Below are 17,532 nucleotides of genomic sequence, written 5' to 3' on the forward strand. Positions count from 1 at the left end.
GCTTATTTTCAAGCATATACAAACACGTATTCAGATATTGAATCACTTAAAAAAATGTATGATGAAGCCTTGAGTTTTCCTAACGTTATTGGATTGGTTATTGGTACCCGACCCGATTGTATTTCAGATGAAGTGATTGATTACTTGTCCTTTCTGTCTAAAAAATATTTTATTTCATTGGAATTTGGCGTTGAAAGCACTTTAAATAAAACCTTATTGAAAGTAAACAGGTGCCACACTTTTGAAGAAACTCAAATTGCTTTTGAACGTTGTACCAACAAAGGAATTCATTTGGGCGCCCATTTAATCATAGGTTTGCCGGGAGAAACCAAAGCCGAATTGCTGAATCATGCAACTGAAATCTCCAAACTTCCTATTCATGCATTAAAAATGCACCATTTACAAATTGTCAAAAACTCCATTATGGCGGTGCAATACAAAAGAAATCCTGCAGATTTCAATTTGTTTACCTCTGAAAGTTATGTTGATTTTATGAGCGAATTTTTGGGCTATTTGCGTCCGGATATCAGCATTGAAAGATTTGCAAGTGAGGCGCCTTATGATTTATTGATTGCACCAAAATGGGATGGTCTAAAAAACTTCGAGATTGTAGCTAAAATCGATAAAAAGCTGGTTGAGAAAAATACCTGGCAGGGTAAATTTTACAAGGGATAATTAATACTTCTAATTATTTCCCTCCATTGGCTTTTAAATCCTCTAAACAAAATGGATCCAATTGAGGTATTTGTCCTCCAAAAATACTCTGAGCATTCTCAACTTGATGATACATTAAACAATTTTCAACTGAACAATGAGCTTTATTCGCCGTGTCTTCATGATTATTTATCATTTCTGTTCCAAAATTGACTAGTCCCAAAAGATGGCAAAATTCATGTAAAATTATGGTAGATTCCAAAACTTCAAGGCTAGTTCCAGCATGAACATTGGATAAAGATTGTATCTTTTCTTCAAAAATAACAAATGAGGTATTTCTATAAGAGGTACCTAATATTACTGAATTTCCTGAATCGCTTGAAGAGCTCCCGTTTAAAAATAATGCTGAAATTGCCAGTTGATTTTCAATAGTAAATATGCTTCGGTTAAGGTCTTCAATATTTCTTACATCATCTATTGAATATATTGATTTCGTAGAGATATCAATCAATCTTTCCTCAATCAAAATATTGGTTTTATAAGTTCTCAATCCTATAAATTTTTTGAGGTTTGTTAATGTTTCAGAAGTGGGTTTAAATCCATCAATATACATTACTTCAATAATAATAGTTGTAAATATTTTGTTCGATAAAATATCGTTTGCTGAATAACCAATCTGTTGTTTATAAGGATAATTGCTGTTATTTAAATCATTCCCTAAACTGTCGTCTTTATTACAACTTATAGTTAAAAAGAAAATTAGCAAAACACTTTTAAATATATTATTCATTTGCTTTAATTTTAATTGAATAACAGTAAATTACCGTATTTATTCTCTTTGAAAATAGAAACTTTATAATCCCGTAAATAATATCATTAAATGAATTTGGTTTCCAAAAGAAGGCAATAACTTACTTAAATAAATGACGTTCAACAAACTAAAAAACATATTAAAAAAATTACCCTTAGGTATTATGTCATTTTAATTGTTAAAAAAATTTGCCACACATAGTATTTACCATAAATAAATTGTAAGTTTAGCGTATGTTATTATTCCTTACTAAACACATCTCCGAAATGCCTTGGATTTTAATTCCGGGATTGTAATTACGCTCTTATCTTTCTCCAAAATAAAGCAAAAACGCTTTCAATTTCTATTATTTTCAATTTCAAATTTATACGTATTATGAGCAATATTATAGTTTTAGGTGCCGGCATGGTTGGTTCCACAATGGCCATTGACATGGCAAAAAATCATTCAGTTTCTATCACAGATTTTAATAAAGGCGCCTTGGATAAGGCTGTAAAAAAATGTGACAAACTTAGCCAAATTGTGTTGGATGTGACCAATAAAGCGGCACTTCAAAAAACAATAAGTCCATTTGATTTGGTGATTTGTGCCGTTCCTGGTTTTTTGGGTTTTGAAACGCTAAAAGCCATTATTGAAGCCGAAAAAAACGTGATAGATATTTCGTTTTTCCCTGAAAACTCCTTGGAATTAAATGAACTTGCCAAACAAAAAAATATAACCGCTATTGTTGATTGCGGTGTAGCTCCCGGAATGGGAAATATTATCCTAGGCTATTACAACGAAAAATTAAATATTACTGATTTTGAGTGCTTGGTTGGCGGTTTGCCAAAAGTAAAAAAATGGCCTTTTAACTATAAAGCGCCATTTTCTCCTGTTGATGTTATTGAAGAATATACGCGCCCGGCTCGTTATGTGGAAAACGGAAATGTTGTTGTAAAAGATGCCTTATCGGATGTTGAATTTGTTGATTTTGATGGTGTTGGAACCTTAGAATCCTTTAATTCAGACGGATTGAGATCCATCATTTACACCATGACCCATATCCCTAATATGAAAGAAAAAACATTGCGCTATCCTGGTCATATTGAATATATCAATGTGTTGAAAAAAAGCGGATTTTTCAATGAAGAAAAAATAAATATTAACGGAATTGACATTTCACCTCTTGAGTTTTCATCAAAAATATTATTTAACGAGTGGAAATTAGGAGATACTGAAGAAGAAATTACCGTGATGCGAATTACACTGAAAGGCACAAATAAAATAGGTGAAAGCAAAACTATTGTCTATAATCTACATGACGAATTTTGCCCAAAAACAATTACTTCTTCAATGGCAAGGACTACCGGATATACTGCCACGGCTGCTGCCAATTTGTTTTTAGATGGTTTGTTTAAGGAAAAAGGTGTCTTTCCTCCTGAATTGGTTGGTAAACATGAAAAATGCTTTAATTATTTCCTTAATTATTTAAAAGAGAGAAATGTAATATATACAAAAGTGGAACTTTAATTAGAACTTGAATGTTTTTAATATAGTTGAAAAAAAAATCGTCTAAGAATTAATTCTTAGACGATTTTTTTAAGGGGTATTTAAAATTTATTATTTTGAATAATCATTATTTAACACCTCTAAAATATCTGTAGTTACATTTAGTTTTTCGTCTCCGTACATTACAGTTCCTTTTCCTGATGTTCCAATAATTAATTGATAACCTTTGGCTTTTGCATAATCAGCCACAAAACTATCTACTTTTTTAGTTAAAGCTTCACTGTTTTCTAGATTTTCCTTTTGAAGTTCTTCAGAGGCTTGTTGTTGTCTCGCTTGCAAAAACTGTTGTTCTTGTTGTAAAACACCTTCTGCTTCCGCTCTTTGTTGAGGGCTCATTTTTTGCGCAACTTTATAATATTCCTGAACCTTTAATTGAAAAGGACCTTGCAGGCTGTCCAACTCTTTCGCAAAAACTTCTTGCTTTGCTTTTAACCTTACTTCTAGATCTTTTGTTGCATTATAATCTTTCATTAAAACTTCAACATCAATATAGGCTATTTTTGTTTGGTTACAAGATGCCAATGCAAAAGCAAAAGCGATAATAAGTATTTTTTTCATTTTTAGGATTTTGAATTGTTGAATAAATTTTGTGCGAATATATAAACAAAAAACAACGTTTTGTGAAATAATTTATAATATTGATTTTATCTATTATTAATTGTATTGTTATAGTAAATTTTGATAAAAAACGAGCGCGTTATCTCTTAATACAAGCTACTTTACAAAAAGGAAATGCCACAATTAGCTTAGTATTAAAAACCGCGCTTAAATAGCCTTAAAATTAATATTAGGTGTTTTTAATGAGGTAAATTAAGGAAGAATACTCTTTGGTCCCCATTGCTTTTATATTTGAGATCAATCCGATGTAAAAAGCCTTCAAAAAATTACTTTTTCCATTTTTATATTTTTCACTTAATAAAGAAACATAAAATGAATCAAACACCATTGGTAAAATTTTAATGACGCTCATTTCCTGTTTTGCAAACAATCCCTGAATCGATTTTTTTGAGAAATGCCATAAATGTCTCGGCACGTCAAAAGCTGCCCAAAATTGTTTGTAATAATTGGCGTCATAACTTTTAAAATTTGGAACCGCAATAATTAAAACACCATTTGGTTTTAACAACAATTTCAAAGTCGAAATATAGATGTCTAAATTTGGAACATGTTCCAATACATGCCATAAGGTAATAACATCAAATTTTGCTTCATTTTTTAAATGATTGATTTCTGAATAAATTTTAGAATCTGATTCAACTCTTAATTTATTTTCTGCACTAATTTTAGCTTTTGGATTTGGCTCTACTCCCGTTACTTTCCATCCATTATTTTTACAAGTCAGCAAAAAATCTCCAGTTCCACAACCTACATCCAATAAATTTTTATCGGTTGTTTTAAAAGAATTGATTAGTTTTAATTTCGAGCCTAACGCAATTTTTTTTACAAACTGATAAAGCTTTTCGGTTCCTGATTTTTTCGAATCGGTATGTGAGATATAATCATCACTTTCATAATAACCCGACAATTCTTCTATCTTTGGCTGAGGAAAAGTTTCAAGCATATCTAACGCTTCATGATACAATAAATCAAATATTTTATTCGATACCGTGTAATCTTTACAAGTTAAATAATGCGTTGTTTCAGGATCCATCTTTTAATTAATTTGAAGTAATTTAACTAGGTTTCATTTAAAGGTTCCACGTGGAACGCTTAAAATTAACGGCCCATATAAACCAATAAAACAGAAATATCGCTTGGTGAAACACCACTGATTCTGCTGGCTTGAGAGATGGTTATTGGCTGTATTTTACTCAGCTTCTGACACGCTTCAATAGACAAAGATTTCACCTTTGAATAGTCGAATTTGGCCGGAATTGAAACATTTTCCAATCGGTTTACCTTATCTGCCTGATTCCTTTCCTTATCAATATAGCCGGCATATTTTACATGAATCTCAGTTTGTTCCTCTACTTCACGATCTATATTATTTTCAATAACAAAGGCTTCTACTTTGGATATTTTCCTAAGATCTGTAAAATTCAGTTGTGGTCTTGCGGCTATCTTAAACATCTTCATAGACTGGTCAATTTTAGAAGAATTATTAGCCTCCAAAATTGGATTTATTTCTTCCGGAAGCACACTGGTTTCGATTAAAAATTTCACAAACAAATCAGTTTTATCCTGCTTTTCAACAACCCTATCCATACGTTCTTTTGAAACCATTCCAATTTTATATGCCATTGGCGTTAACCTTAAGTCAGCATTATCCTGACGCAACAAAGTTCTGTATTCAGCTCTTGAAGTAAACATTCTATAAGGTTCTTCCGTTCCTTTTGTAATTAAATCGTCGATTAAAACACCTATATAAGCCTCATCACGTTTTAACACAAATGGCTCCCTTCCCTGAATATTAAGTGCCGCGTTTATCCCTGCCATCAAACCTTGTGCAGCCGCTTCTTCATAACCTGTGGTTCCATTTATTTGTCCGGCAAAATAAAGATTTTTAATCCGTTTTGTTTCTAAAGAATGTTTTAATTGCGTTGGTGGAAAATAATCGTATTCAATTGCGTAACCAAACCTAAAGAATTTCACGTTTTCAAAACCGGCAACTTTACGCAAAGCCTTGTCCTGAATTTCTTCGGGCAAAGAAGTAGAAAAACCATTTACATAAACCTCTACGGTATCCCACCCTTCCGGCTCCACAAAAAGTTGGTGACGGTCTTTGGTTGCGAAACGATCAATTTTATCCTCTATTGAAGGACAATATCTCGGACCAATACTTTTGATTCGACCATTAAACATGGGCGACCTGTCAAAACCTTCCCGAAGGATGTCATGTACTTCCAAAGAAGTGTAGGTCATATAACAAGAACGTTGGATTTCCAATGGCTTAGTGCTAGCTAAATAAGAGAATTTTTCGGGAGTTTCATCACCCGGCTGTTCAATCATTTTAGAATAGTCCAATGAACGGCCATCCACTCTGGGTGGTGTTCCGGTTTTCATTCTACCGGCCTCAAAGCCAACTTTAATTAAATCTTCGGTAATTCCGGTTGACGCTCTTTCTCCTGCCCTACCGCCTCCAAAAGTTTTATCACCGATATGAATTAAACCATTCAAAAAAGTTCCTGCAGTTATAATAACAGATTTTGCTTTAATTTCAATACCAAGAGAAGTTCTGACACCAACAATTTTAGCGTCTTCGAACAATAAACCATTTACCATGTCCTGATAGAAATCCAAATTGCTGGTTTGCTCCAGCATCAGCCTCCAGCATTCAGCAAAACGCATCCGGTCACTTTGAGCACGCGGACTCCACATGGCAGGCCCCTTCGATTTATTCAACATCTTAAATTGAATAGCAGTTTTATCTGTAACCACACCACTATAGCCGCCTAAAGCATCAATTTCGCGAATAATTTGTCCCTTAGCAATTCCTCCCATTGCAGGATTACAGCTCATTTGAGCAATGTTTTGTAAACTCATCGTAATTAAAAGTGTGTGCGCCCCCATATTGGCACTTGCCGCTGCAGCTTCGCTACCGGCATGCCCACCTCCAACAACAATTACATCATATACTGTACTAAACATAATTCAATATTTTGTTCCACGTGGAACATTTATTAAGCATTGATTAAATCCAAACATTTATCCTCTTCAATACGCATCACTTCTTTATCCCTCTCGGTTTTGTCTTTAAAACCCATATAATGCAGAACACCATGAATCATTACTCTATGTAATTCATTATCAATAGTTTGACTAAATAATTTAGCGTTTTCATGAACCCTTTCAACGGAAATAAAAATATCTCCGCTAATTAATTTTCCCATAGTGTAATCAAAACTAATAATATCAGTCAGGGTATCATGTTCCAAAAATTCCACATTCAATTTTAGAAGGTAATCGTCGTCACAGAAAATATAATTGAGTTCGCCTTCACTAAAACCATATAGTTCTATACAAGCAGAAATCCAACTTTGGATAATCTCTTCACTTTCCAGCTTGAAATTGGTTTCATAATTAAATTGAATCATTTTCCCTTAATATTAATCGGTTTTAAAATATTCCTGCACTTTCTTTTTGTAAACAGTGCGCAAAGGTAATGATTGTCTGTTTAATATTTCATTGTAATTAAAATACTGATTCTTGAACTCAATTGCATCTATATTTCTCTTTTCAAAAATCACCTTGGAAGTTTCCGATTTTCGCTCGGCATCCTCTCCTTGTTGCAGGGTTGCCTTTTGTAATTTCAGCAACTCATAATTTAACTGTATTATTTTTTGCACAATATCTTTTGTAAATCCTTTCTCTAATAATTCCTTTTCTAAGACTTCCATCATTTTTACGGCCTCTCCCGAACCTCTCTGATTTTCGAGATTATCACCCAAAATGTCATTTAACATATTTTTAAGTTGTTCCTGTTGTTTGTAAATTTCATACAATTCAGCATTCACACCTTCGCCATTTTCACCTGGTTTTTTTCCTTCATTTTCACCTTTTTCCAACCCGTCCTTAATTTTTTCATTAAGTTCCCCTTGCTTTTTAATAATATCAGGCAAACCAAATGATTGTGAATTTCCTTTTCCCTTTCCATTTCCCTGACCAAAACTTGGAGAAGCATTCATTAAACTTTCCAGCAAATCACTAAGAGAATTGGCGAGATTGTTTACCGATGTTATGACAAATTGTTGGTCAGAAATCCCCAAACCTACCATATCATCTGCAAAATTAAGTAAAGATTCATCCAAGTAATAATGCGTATCAGAAACCTCTTTTTGAATCATTGTACTCATAGTAACCAATCGTAATGCTAACACATATAAACTGTCGTCAATATGATTAAAATACTCTTTTAAAACATGTTGCTTTTTTAAATTGTTCGGATACTCAGCATGGTTCATATCCGAAGCGGAAAACCGGTCAAGCAAATCTTCCTGTTCAAAAGAAAACACGATTAGATTGTCGACAATTTTTCGAAGATCGTCGATATTTTCATCAATAGTTTCTCCTTCCATGGTCATCATAGCCTGCTCCATACTTTTACTTAATTCCCGCATTTTTTTTGCGGCAGATTTCTGACTTTTTTTTGCGTTTTCTGTTTGATGTTCCCTTAATTGTTCTAATGCTTTGTTTAAGTCTTTGTTGATGTCATTCATTTCTTCCTTATTATCGGGAAGTTCCATCGGTCGTTTTAAATCGGCATTTTGTTTTTGCAATTCATTGGCATCTTTTTTAATTGCATCGAATTCTTTATTAAGCTCCTGTTGATTTTCTGAAGTATTTTTTTGTTGATTTTCATTGGACAAAGTTTCTTCTTTTTTTGATAAATTTTCAAGATTCTCCCGTATTTGATTTGCCTTTTGCTCCACATAAAAACGTTTGGTGAGTTCTAATATACGTTCTAAACTTTGTTCATTCCTTTTGTTCCTTTTCACCATTTCCTTTAACTTCTCCGTCAAATCTTCCTTGTTCAATTTTTTGGAAAGCTCTTTCAATTCCTCCAGCATTTTTTCTTGCTTCGCTAAGTTTTTGGTTTCTTCAATTCGTTTCAGCAATTCCTCTTCGTTCTCCTTTGTTTTAATTTGGTCTCGTTGCTCATTAAGGTTTTTTTGAAGTTCATTGGTTTGCTTTTGAATCATTTCCTGATACTGAGCTTGACGCTTTAGTAATTCCTCCAATTTCTTCGTGTCGTTCCAATCGATCTCTGCGTTTTTTTGAAGTTCATTTTTTAATTTCTCTACATCTTTATTCGATTTTTTGGCTTTATCAACCAACTTAGAAAGTTCGCCAATGGTTTCCTTTTGCTCTTCCAACAACTCTTCTGCTATTTCCTTTTCTTTTTTCTTGTAATAAGAAAATGTTCTGCTTTTTGAACTTTTGCTTCCGTTAACAGCATCATTGTCAAAAACTTCAAAATAGAGCTCATAGTCAACGCCTTCTTCCAGAGAAATTCCATCAGGAAAAACATAATAAAAGTCGGAAATTGAAGATTTTACAACGTCAATCAAATGCGATTTAAGCGCTTTTTTATTGTTTTTGTCGTAATATACCATTTGAAGTTTATTTACTCCATAATCGTCACTTACCTGACCCACAAACTGCACGGGACCTCTGTTTATGAAATCAATATCAGAGTTTACCCTGATTTGTGGTTGCTCATCAGGAATCACCTGAATTAAAAAATTAAGCGATTCATAGTCCCGCAATTCTTGGTTGGATGTGGTGATATTATAACTTAAGGCATTAAATACCTGTTTAGAGAAACTAAAATACTCCTTGGCATTTTTCGTGAAATAAACGGTTGCTTCTTTGTTCGGAATAAAAGAAATGGTATCCGTTTTTCCGGTTTCAATTTGCCACGTAATTTTTGTGCCCTGCGGAACACTTGCGTTGCCGGTATTTTGTATTACTTTATTTTGTTTACCTGTATAAATTGGATATTGCAAAACCATTTTTAAATAGTTGATAACGGGAGTTTCGATAGGCCTTATCTGATAAATTTCAGACTCAACCCCATTGGCTTCTAAATAAAATTTTATAGGTTTTTGAATTTTTGAAAAGGAATATTGAAATTTTCCCAAAACGCTATTTTCCAAATAATAACTTTCGTTTGAAAAGTTGATTTTAACATTTTCGGGAACCGTATTTCCAATGGTTTCAACCTGAAGAATAAATGACTGGCCTTCAACAACCGAAAAAGATTCGTTTAAAATAGAAAAATAAAACGGGGCCGGCGGCAAATAAACCTTATTGTAATTAACAACCCTGTAAAAACTGTCTGTTAAAATTGAAATATTTCCCGTTATAAAAACCAACAACCATATCAAGAATGGAATGATGGCGAATTTTAAATATTTCTTGTTTTTTGTAAAATCGATAGCGCCTTTAAAAGGAATGGGCTGCAATTCTTTTGATTTTTGCACAATGCTGGCTTCAATTAGTTCAGAATTTTGCTGACCTACGTTTAACTGCAACATATTCAATAACTTATCTTTCACTTCAGGAAAATGATTTCCTATAATTTTGGAAGATTCAACTTCGGTCAATCCTCTTTTTAATCCAAAAATTTTAATCAAAGGAAAAATAATGTAACCGACAAACAACGCAACTTCAATAATAATAAACAACCAAAATAAAAAGGAACGAGCAATAGGCTTTAGCCACAAAAAATATTCGACAAAAAGCGTGAAAATAAAGTACAATAAGCCAATTGCGAAAAACAAAAGCAATCCTTTTATCAATTCATTAAAATAATATTTTTTAATAAACTCTTGAAGTTTTTCCCGTATGCGATTAAAATCGTTCAATTTATTTATGATTAACCCAATTGAAAGCTAAAAATAATTAAAAATTAAATTATAGTGTCACAATTTTTTCTTTAATCGCAAATAAAACAAGTCCTATTCTTGATTTAACATTTAATTTAACAAATAATGCCTCTCTGTAATTTTCTATGGTTTTAGGACTTAAAAACATGACTTCTGCAATTTGTCTGTAGGTCATTTCGGTGCATGCCAATTTCAAAAATTCCAGTTCCTTTTCCTTAAAAAATATATTATTTTGATTTTTCTTGTGATTTGTTGAATTCAACAATGTATTCGCTACATTTTCGGTATAATAAAAACCTGTTGTGTGTAACTCTTTTAACGCATGTTCCAGCACAGAAGGGTGAATATCTTTGAGTAAATAACCTTTGGCGCCCACACGAAGCATTTTTAAAATAGTTTCCTCTTCACATTCCATGGAAAGTGCCAAAACTTTAATTTGCGGTTGGTTCGTTTTTAGCCATTGTGTAGCTTCAAACCCATTCATTATAGGCATTTGAATATCCATTAAAACAATGTCGGGATATTTATTTTCTATGGAAAAATAAGTTACAAGCTCCTTCCCATTAGCTAAAACAGCCTGCACGTTAAACTCCTCAAAGTTAGAAATTAAACCATTAAGCGCTTGTGAAAACAGTAAATGGTCATCTACAATAATAATGTCAATTTTTTTCATGCGCTTCTTCTTTTGGACAACTAATATATAGCTTAGTTCCTTTATTTTCAATAGATCTCATTTCAAATGTTGCCCCGATTAATTTTGTGCGACTTTTCATATTCAATAGACCAATTCCGTCATGGTTGGCTGTATCATTCATGTCAAACCCGATGCCGTCATCTTCAATAAATATATCTAAATGAGATGGCTTATAATTCAATTCAACAGTTAAATTTTCCGCCTTTGAATACTTTAAGCTATTGTTGCAAAATTCCTGCAAAATTCTAAATAGAATGATTTCCTTTTCGTTGCTTAATTGATAGTGATTTTCTGAAACGGTCAATGTTGCATTCACGAAGTTAAGACGGTTAAATCGGCTAATTTCGTGAGTTATGGACTCAATTAAACCTTTGTTTTTAATGGTTTCTGGGCTTAACGATTTAGCCAACCACCTAAGTTCTTGAAGACTTTTACTTACAATATCACCAATTTCCATAATTTTATTTTGCTCCTTTTCAGATAAATCCATTTGCACCATATTCAATTGCATTTTTGCAACCGACAAAAGCTGTCCAATATTGTCATGAATTTCCCAACTAATGTTTTGAAGCGTCTGCTCCTGAATTTCCAATTTTGATTTGGTGATTTCTTCTTCAAAACGCTGTTGAATTTCTCGTTGTTCAATTAAATAGTTGGTTTTTTTCTGCTGAAAATAAAAAAAGAAAACTATTAAAGTTATCGCTAAAATTAAAACAATAATGGTGGTAACAAAAATTAACGCCTGTATTTCGTTTTGGTCCATAAGCTAAGTATTATACTCTTTTTTACTCACTATAAAACCTGTGATAAAACAAAGACTCAATATAATATTTAACCCAAGTATTATATAATTAAAAATTCCTTGCCAATCTATAAATTCAGCTATAACAAATACAGGAAGCATGCCAATATTAAAAATTAAAGCCCCAATACTTATCCAAAAAAACAATGATTGATTAATATTCAGAATCGCATTACTTTTAAGTAACTCCGTATAATAAAGCATAATTGTTAGCACAACAAATAGTTGACCTAAAATAAAACTATCTACAAATATTTCATTTTGGTAATTTCTATAAAACAATGTACTAATTATATTATAGATGACAAAAATTGAAACTAAACCTATAAGTAGTTTCTTTTTTATAGGCAATTCAATCTTACCCAAAAAGAAAAACATATAAAATATAGAATTAGCCAACCACCATGTGTTATATAAAATATTCGCACTTAAATGTACAAAATAAATAAGATAGACTCCTATAATTTCAGTTATAAACGAATATACCAAAAAATACAACCATAATTTTAAGTGTAAATTATGGTTGTATTTTTTAAAACTATATAAACCAACAGCAAGTGTTAAAGCATAAATAGATATATATGCATATTTATCCATTAAAAAACGCAGTTTTCTTTATATGAATTTTCTTACTAATTTTCAATTATTGAGGGTATGTAGCGGAAGGTGGATCTCCGGTACACCATTTAAAGCATCAATTTCTTCAACATCAGAACTACTTACTACTGCTGTAACGCTATCTTTTTGCAAAGACCCTTTTTTAGCCTGTGTTGGTGCAAAAAATACCGTAGCATAGTTGTTTTTGGCGGGATTTTTATCGTTTTTAGGATACGCCCCAAAATAAACCCGTAATCCATTTACCGTAATTCCTTTCGCTTTTCCTTCACTTTCAACATAAGCGATGTACTCTTTTAAATCACCCAAAGAAAACCAACTAGAAATAGCATCTTTTTTTCCAATCGCCACATCTATGGCTTTGGTGCGTGTACTCACAAAATTTTGATTTAGTTCTTTTGCTTCTTGTGGTGTAATTTTTTTCATATGTATTTCATTTTAAATCATAATGATAAAGTTAATCTTTTCTATTAACATTAAGTTAAATAAATTAAATAAAAAAGGGAAATATCCCCTTTAAAAAAGGGAATTACCCTAATGCCAAAGATTAAATAGTTATGTACATTTGATAAAATAAATACTAAAAAAATGATTTTCAGTAAATATTTAAATATAAAAAATCAACAGACAATTATAGTTGGAGTGATTATATTAATACTGATAAGCCTAAATTTTTACCTGTTAAATAAAGTGATTTCCCGTTCAGAAACGCAAAGATCCTTAGAAAAAAATATAAGAATATAACCATAAAAACTATTGTCCATTAATACCCACACAAAGCTCATTAATCCTCGGTTAATATAAAGGGGGGGTAAAATCAATATTGGGCTGATTTTAAAGGTTGCTTTCAAGCAACCTTTTTTTATTATAAAATACGCTTATTCCTATTGATAATTTATCTTTGCACCCTAAAACTATTGATAAAATGACAAATGTTCGTGTTCGATTTGCTCCAAGCCCAACGGGGCCTTTACATATTGGCGGTGTAAGAACTGCACTTTTTAACTATTTATTTGCCAAAAAACATAATGGCACTTTTATTTTACGCATTGAGGATACAGATCAAACCCGTTATGTTGCGAATGCTGAACAATATATTATTGATGCATTAAACTGGTGCAACATTCCTTTCGATGAAGGACCTGGAAAAAACGAAAAATTCGGACCTTATCGCCAATCCGAACGAAAAGATATATACAAACAATATGCTCAAATATTGATTGAAAAAGGCAAAGCCTATTACGCTTTTGACACCAATGAAGAACTGGATTTTCACAGAATTGATCACGAAGAAAAAGGAAAAACGTTCATTTACAACTGGCATAACAGACTAAAACTAACAAATTCCATCTCTTTGTCAAAAGAAGAAGTTTCAAAAAGATTGGCAAATGGCGATAAATACGTAGTGCGTTTTAAAATGCATGAACCTTTAATTGAAGAAACAGAAGCTACTATTGAAACTGTTGATATGATAAGGGGAGATGTTTCCTTTAGAAAAGACATATTAGATGATAAGATATTGTTTAAAAGTGATGGAATGCCAACCTATCATTTGGCAAATATTGTTGACGATCATTTAATGGAAATTACCCACGTTATTCGTGGTGAAGAATGGCTGCCTTCACTTCCGCTTCATATTGCTTTATACGAAGCATTTGGTTGGAAAACGCCTGAATTTGCACATTTACCGCTCATATTAAAACCTGTAGGAAAAGGAAAATTAAGCAAACGTGATGGCGATAAATTAGGATTTCCGGTATTTCCTTTGGCTTATAAAAATGAAGAGACGGGGGAAATATCCCGCGGTTATAAAGAAGATGGTTATTTTGCCGATGCTTTTATAAATATGCTGGCGCTCTTAGGGTGGAATCCCGGAACGGAACAGGAAATTTTTACGTTGGAAGAACTTTCTGATGCATTTACCATAGAGCGCGTAAGCAAAAGCGGCGCAAAATTTAGTCCGGATAAAACAAACTGGTTTAACCAGCAATATATGTTGTTGAAATCTGATAAAGAATTGGCTGAACTTTATATGCCAATTCTAGCTGAAAAAGGCATCAAAAAAGACAATGAATTTGTGATTAAGGTTATTTCGCTAATTAAGGAACGGGCAACTTTTGTTGCTGATTTTTGGGACTTGAGCAATTTCTTTTTTGAAACTCCGGCTGCATACGATGAAAAAGCTGTTAAAAAACAATGGAAAGAAGATTCACCAGAATTAATGAAGGAATTGATTGCGGTTATTGAAACAGTTGAATATTTTACTTCCCTTAACTTTGAAACTACGGTTAAAGAATGGATAACCACCAAAGAAATTGGTTTCGGAAAAGTGATGCAACCATTTAGATTAAGCCTGGTAGGAGCGTTAAAAGGGCCGAACTTGTTTGATATTGCCGAAATGATAGGAAAACAAGAAACAATCAATAGAATAAAAAAAGCTACTGATACTTTATAAAACTAAAAGGAGCTTATAGGCTCCTTTTTTTATATTTCGATTTTTACATGATAATTTTTTAAAGCTTCCTCATATTTTTCAACTTTAAAATTTTCTTTACTAAATTCAATTTTACGATCGTTTCTCATTTTTATATGCTTAATAGAGCGTAAAAAACGACGTAACCCATCAAAATTCGAAATTATAAGTCCTGGTACTTTTACAGATTTACCATTTTCGTCTTTTGCAACCATCGAAAAATAAGAAGAGTTACAATGCTTAATTTCTCCATTTCTAATATTTTGAGATTCAACTCTAATACCAACAACCATGGAAGAATTCCCTACATAGTTAACGCTAGATTTCATAGTTACCAACTCACCTACTTCTATCGGATTTAAAAAATCGACCCGGTTTACGGATGCCGTCACACAATACTGTCCAGAAAATTTAGATGCAGATGCAAATGCGGCTTTATCCATAAGCGATAAAATAAAGCCACCATGAATTTTACGCCTAAAATTTGAGTGTGACGGAAGCATTAATTCCGTTAATATAATTTCTGAATCTTTTGAGGTTTTAAACATATTTTCCATATACCAAATATTAATTGTTGAAATGATGTAATTTTAGTGAATTATTAATTAACAAATAGAAAAAATGATTGGAATGTTTATTGCTATTTTTATTATAGCACTGCTTATTTTGTCGGGCTTGTTTACGGTACGCCAACAAACAAATGCTATTATTGAAAGATTTGGAAAATTTCACAGCGTAAGAGGCGCCGGGTTACAACTTAAAATTCCCCTGATTGATCAGGTTGCCGGACGTATTAGCTTGCGGATTACACAACTGGATGTCATTGTTGAAACCAAAACAAAAGATGATGTTTTTGTGCATTTAAAAATTTCGGTTCAATTTCAAATTTTACAGGATAAGGTTTACGATGCTTTTTACCGACTTCAAAATCCACATGAACAAATTACTGCTTTTATGTTTGATGTGGTTCGTGCTGAAGTTCCAAAAATGATTTTAGATGATGTTTTTGAGAAGAAAGATGATATTGCGCACGCCATTCAAAGGGAATTAAAAGAGGCGATGTTAAATTACGGATACGATATTGTGAAAGCTTTGGTAACAGATATTGATCCAGATCAAAAAGTGAAAGATGCCATGAACCGTATCAATGCAGCTGAACGAGAAAAAATTGCGGCGCAACACGAAGGTGATGCCCAACGTATTTTAATTGTGGAACGCGCAAAAGCGGAGGCAGAAAGCAAACGATTGCAAGGAAGAGGAATTGCAGACCAACGCAGGGAAATTGCACGCGGTTTAGAAGAATCTGTTGATGTGCTTAACAATGTTGGTATCAACTCACAAGAAGCTTCCGCTTTAATTGTGGTTACACAACATTATGACACCCTTCAAAGTATAGGAGAACATGTAAATTCAAATCTTATTTTATTGCCAAATTCACCCCAAGCCGGGAGTGATATGCTAAACAATATGGTGGCATCATTTACCGCTTCAAACGTTATTGGGGAAGCTATGAAAAAAGCCAATGATGAAAAGGGTATCGTGAAGAAAAAGCCAAAAAAATAGCATTTTTTAAAAATAAAAAAACCTGTGCGAATGCACAGGTTTTTTTATTTTATCAAGATATAAATCTATTTTTTTTCTTCTTCCTTTTTTTCCTCATCATCTTCTTCTTTCGTCGCTTTTTTGAATTCTTTTATTCCACCGCCAAGACCTTTCATTAGCTCAGGTAATTTTTTTCCTCCAAACAACAATAAAATTGCCAGTCCAATAATTATCCATTGCCAAGGGCCGACCATTCCTAAAAATATATACAATGCATTCATAATTTTAAATTTTAGAAATACAAAGATAGTAATTAATTCAAAACTAACATTAATTTTTATCTTTAATGGTTCCGCCAATCATAATCTTGGTTTTTAAAACTTCCGGAGTTCCTTTGTAATAAATTGAGCCTCCAAAACGCACATTTGCATCTAACAATTCCGATATTTTAACTTCAACATTTGCGCCTGAAGCTGAAGTAACTATTGCTTGTTTGCTTTGTAAATCATACGCACTGTAAATACCGCCAGTAGTGGCTTCAATGGTTTGACTCTCAGTAACACCAACTAGTGAAATAATACCTCCTGAAACACTTTTTACCGATAGGTATTTTGTGTCTATTTCCAATTTAATTTTCGCACCTTCTTGCGTTTTAACTTCTAAATGTTGTTGTTTTATGGTTTCATCAGAAACTATTGAAGCGCCTTCATTCGCATCTAAAACAGCAATATCATTGATATAATAAAGAACGATCACGACGTCTTCAGCAATAAAAATTTCAGGAAATTTTAACCGGATTTTTAAAATTCCATCTGTGTTTGTTACGGAAACATCCTTAGCTTGTGAGCCTGATATTTCAATTTTTGAAATGGGAGATTTTTTCAATTCAACAGTCAAACTGTTAAAAACTTTTATAGTATTAAAATCCCCTAAATTGGTAGTGATAGGTTCTTGAGCAAAAAGTGTTGCTGAAAATAAAATAAGTAATCCAGCTAATTTTTTCATTTGAACATTATTTTTGTTAATAACAACTGTTAAAAACAAAAATTGTACCTGTTTTGTTAA

The 17,532-nt window shown here is 32.5% G+C and carries 17 protein-coding genes; 4 read left to right on the forward strand and 13 right to left on the reverse strand.

All coding sequences use genetic code 11. From position 1 onward, the window contains the following. Positions 1 to 675: TIGR01212 family radical SAM protein (locus tag ABY285_RS06445; RefSeq protein ID WP_372768226.1), on the forward strand; the 675-nt coding region annotated here is incomplete at its 5' end. A gap of 13 nt (positions 676 to 688) precedes the next feature. Here ABY285_RS06445 and ABY285_RS06450 read toward each other — a convergent pair. Then, entirely contained in the window at positions 689 to 1,444 is a 756-nt protein-coding gene (locus tag ABY285_RS06450; protein ID WP_372768228.1) for a membrane metalloprotease, read from the reverse strand. A gap of 396 nt (positions 1,445 to 1,840) precedes the next feature. Here ABY285_RS06450 and ABY285_RS06455 point away from each other — a divergent pair, with 396 nt between their 5' ends. Further along, positions 1,841 to 2,974 (forward strand): saccharopine dehydrogenase family protein, encoded by a 1,134-nt coding sequence (locus tag ABY285_RS06455; protein ID WP_372768230.1) that lies wholly within the window; start codon positions 1,841 to 1,843, stop codon positions 2,972 to 2,974. 90 nt (positions 2,975 to 3,064) lie between these two features. On the opposite strand, the gene ABY285_RS06460 is transcribed toward ABY285_RS06455, so the two are convergent. From ABY285_RS06460 to ABY285_RS06500, 9 genes are all read right to left on the reverse strand, one after another. Continuing rightward, positions 3,065 to 3,571: an OmpH family outer membrane protein gene (locus ABY285_RS06460; protein WP_372768231.1), complete on the reverse strand. Its 507-nt coding sequence runs from the start codon at positions 3,569 to 3,571 to the stop codon at positions 3,065 to 3,067. Between the two features lie 229 nt (positions 3,572 to 3,800). After that, positions 3,801 to 4,664: a class I SAM-dependent methyltransferase gene (locus tag ABY285_RS06465; RefSeq protein WP_372768233.1), complete on the reverse strand. Its 864-nt coding sequence runs from the start codon at positions 4,662 to 4,664 to the stop codon at positions 3,801 to 3,803. A 65-nt stretch (positions 4,665 to 4,729) separates the two neighbouring features. Continuing rightward, positions 4,730 to 6,601 carry a tRNA uridine-5-carboxymethylaminomethyl(34) synthesis enzyme MnmG gene (mnmG, locus tag ABY285_RS06470; protein ID WP_372768235.1) on the reverse strand — a complete coding sequence of 624 codons (1,872 nt, stop codon included), beginning with the start codon at positions 6,599 to 6,601 and terminating at the stop codon, positions 4,730 to 4,732. 32 nt (positions 6,602 to 6,633) lie between these two features. After that, positions 6,634 to 7,047: an rRNA maturation RNase YbeY gene (gene ybeY, locus ABY285_RS06475; protein WP_372768237.1), complete on the reverse strand. Its 414-nt coding sequence runs from the start codon at positions 7,045 to 7,047 to the stop codon at positions 6,634 to 6,636. Between the two features lie 12 nt (positions 7,048 to 7,059). Beyond that, the gene (locus ABY285_RS06480; RefSeq protein ID WP_372768239.1) at positions 7,060 to 10,320 is read right to left on the reverse strand and encodes a DUF4175 family protein; all 3,261 of its coding nucleotides are present in this window, start codon (positions 10,318 to 10,320) and stop codon (positions 7,060 to 7,062) included. A gap of 49 nt (positions 10,321 to 10,369) precedes the next feature. Further along, positions 10,370 to 11,014, reverse strand: coding sequence for a response regulator (locus ABY285_RS06485; RefSeq protein ID WP_372768241.1), 645 nt, complete (start codon positions 11,012 to 11,014; stop codon positions 10,370 to 10,372). Then, positions 11,001 to 11,798, reverse strand: a complete 798-nt coding sequence (locus tag ABY285_RS06490) for a sensor histidine kinase (RefSeq protein WP_372768243.1) — start codon at positions 11,796 to 11,798, stop codon at positions 11,001 to 11,003. Before ABY285_RS06490 ends, ABY285_RS06485 begins: the two co-directional genes overlap by 14 nt. A 3-nt stretch (positions 11,799 to 11,801) precedes the next feature. Then, positions 11,802 to 12,434, reverse strand: a complete 633-nt coding sequence (locus ABY285_RS06495; protein WP_372768245.1) for a hypothetical protein — start codon at positions 12,432 to 12,434, stop codon at positions 11,802 to 11,804. Positions 12,435 to 12,476: 42 nt separating this feature from the next. Beyond that, entirely contained in the window at positions 12,477 to 12,878 is a 402-nt protein-coding gene (locus tag ABY285_RS06500) for a hypothetical protein (RefSeq protein WP_372768247.1), read from the reverse strand. A 499-nt stretch (positions 12,879 to 13,377) separates the two neighbouring features. On the opposite strand from ABY285_RS06500, the gene gltX reads away from it, so the two are divergent. Next, the gene (gltX, locus tag ABY285_RS06505; RefSeq protein ID WP_372768249.1) at positions 13,378 to 14,907 is read left to right on the forward strand and encodes a glutamate--tRNA ligase; all 1,530 of its coding nucleotides are present in this window, start codon (positions 13,378 to 13,380) and stop codon (positions 14,905 to 14,907) included. Positions 14,908 to 14,936: 29 nt separating this feature from the next. Here the strand turns inward: gltX and ABY285_RS06510 are convergent, their stop codons facing one another. Next, positions 14,937 to 15,482 (reverse strand): acyl-CoA thioesterase, encoded by a 546-nt coding sequence (locus tag ABY285_RS06510; protein WP_372768251.1) that lies wholly within the window; start codon positions 15,480 to 15,482, stop codon positions 14,937 to 14,939. Positions 15,483 to 15,546: 64 nt separating this feature from the next. Between ABY285_RS06510 and ABY285_RS06515 the strand changes: the two genes are divergently transcribed. Continuing rightward, positions 15,547 to 16,488 (forward strand): SPFH domain-containing protein, encoded by a 942-nt coding sequence (locus ABY285_RS06515; protein ID WP_372768253.1) that lies wholly within the window; start codon positions 15,547 to 15,549, stop codon positions 16,486 to 16,488. 65 nt (positions 16,489 to 16,553) lie between these two features. Here the strand turns inward: ABY285_RS06515 and tatA are convergent, their stop codons facing one another. After that, on the reverse strand, positions 16,554 to 16,748 hold the full coding sequence (tatA, locus tag ABY285_RS06520; RefSeq protein ID WP_372768255.1) for a twin-arginine translocase TatA/TatE family subunit: 195 nt from the start codon (positions 16,746 to 16,748) through the stop codon (positions 16,554 to 16,556). A 49-nt stretch (positions 16,749 to 16,797) separates the two neighbouring features. After that, on the reverse strand, positions 16,798 to 17,472 hold the full coding sequence (locus ABY285_RS06525; protein WP_372768257.1) for a head GIN domain-containing protein: 675 nt from the start codon (positions 17,470 to 17,472) through the stop codon (positions 16,798 to 16,800). Between the last annotated feature and the right edge of the window lie 60 nt (positions 17,473 to 17,532).

This window comes from Lutibacter sp., assembly GCF_041555395.1.
GTDB lineage: Bacteria > Bacteroidota > Bacteroidia > Flavobacteriales > Flavobacteriaceae > Lutibacter.

Coding starts and splice junctions, on each gene's coding strand:
- ABY285_RS06450 (WP_372768228.1), bottom strand. CDS start 1,444: ATGAATAATATATTTAAAAGTGTTTTGCTAATTTTCTTTTTAACTATA.
- ABY285_RS06455 (WP_372768230.1), top strand. CDS start 1,841: ATGAGCAATATTATAGTTTTAGGTGCCGGCATGGTTGGTTCCACAATG.
- ABY285_RS06460 (WP_372768231.1), bottom strand. CDS start 3,571: ATGAAAAAAATACTTATTATCGCTTTTGCTTTTGCATTGGCATCTTGT.
- ABY285_RS06465 (WP_372768233.1), bottom strand. CDS start 4,664: ATGGATCCTGAAACAACGCATTATTTAACTTGTAAAGATTACACGGTA.
- mnmG (WP_372768235.1), bottom strand. CDS start 6,601: ATGTTTAGTACAGTATATGATGTAATTGTTGTTGGAGGTGGGCATGCC.
- ybeY (WP_372768237.1), bottom strand. CDS start 7,047: ATGATTCAATTTAATTATGAAACCAATTTCAAGCTGGAAAGTGAAGAG.
- ABY285_RS06485 (WP_372768241.1), bottom strand. CDS start 11,014: ATGAAAAAAATTGACATTATTATTGTAGATGACCATTTACTGTTTTCA.
- ABY285_RS06490 (WP_372768243.1), bottom strand. CDS start 11,798: ATGGACCAAAACGAAATACAGGCGTTAATTTTTGTTACCACCATTATT.
- ABY285_RS06495 (WP_372768245.1), bottom strand. CDS start 12,434: ATGGATAAATATGCATATATATCTATTTATGCTTTAACACTTGCTGTT.
- ABY285_RS06500 (WP_372768247.1), bottom strand. CDS start 12,878: ATGAAAAAAATTACACCACAAGAAGCAAAAGAACTAAATCAAAATTTT.
- gltX (WP_372768249.1), top strand. CDS start 13,378: ATGACAAATGTTCGTGTTCGATTTGCTCCAAGCCCAACGGGGCCTTTA.
- ABY285_RS06510 (WP_372768251.1), bottom strand. CDS start 15,482: ATGGAAAATATGTTTAAAACCTCAAAAGATTCAGAAATTATATTAACG.
- ABY285_RS06515 (WP_372768253.1), top strand. CDS start 15,547: ATGATTGGAATGTTTATTGCTATTTTTATTATAGCACTGCTTATTTTG.
- tatA (WP_372768255.1), bottom strand. CDS start 16,748: ATGAATGCATTGTATATATTTTTAGGAATGGTCGGCCCTTGGCAATGG.
- ABY285_RS06525 (WP_372768257.1), bottom strand. CDS start 17,472: ATGAAAAAATTAGCTGGATTACTTATTTTATTTTCAGCAACACTTTTT.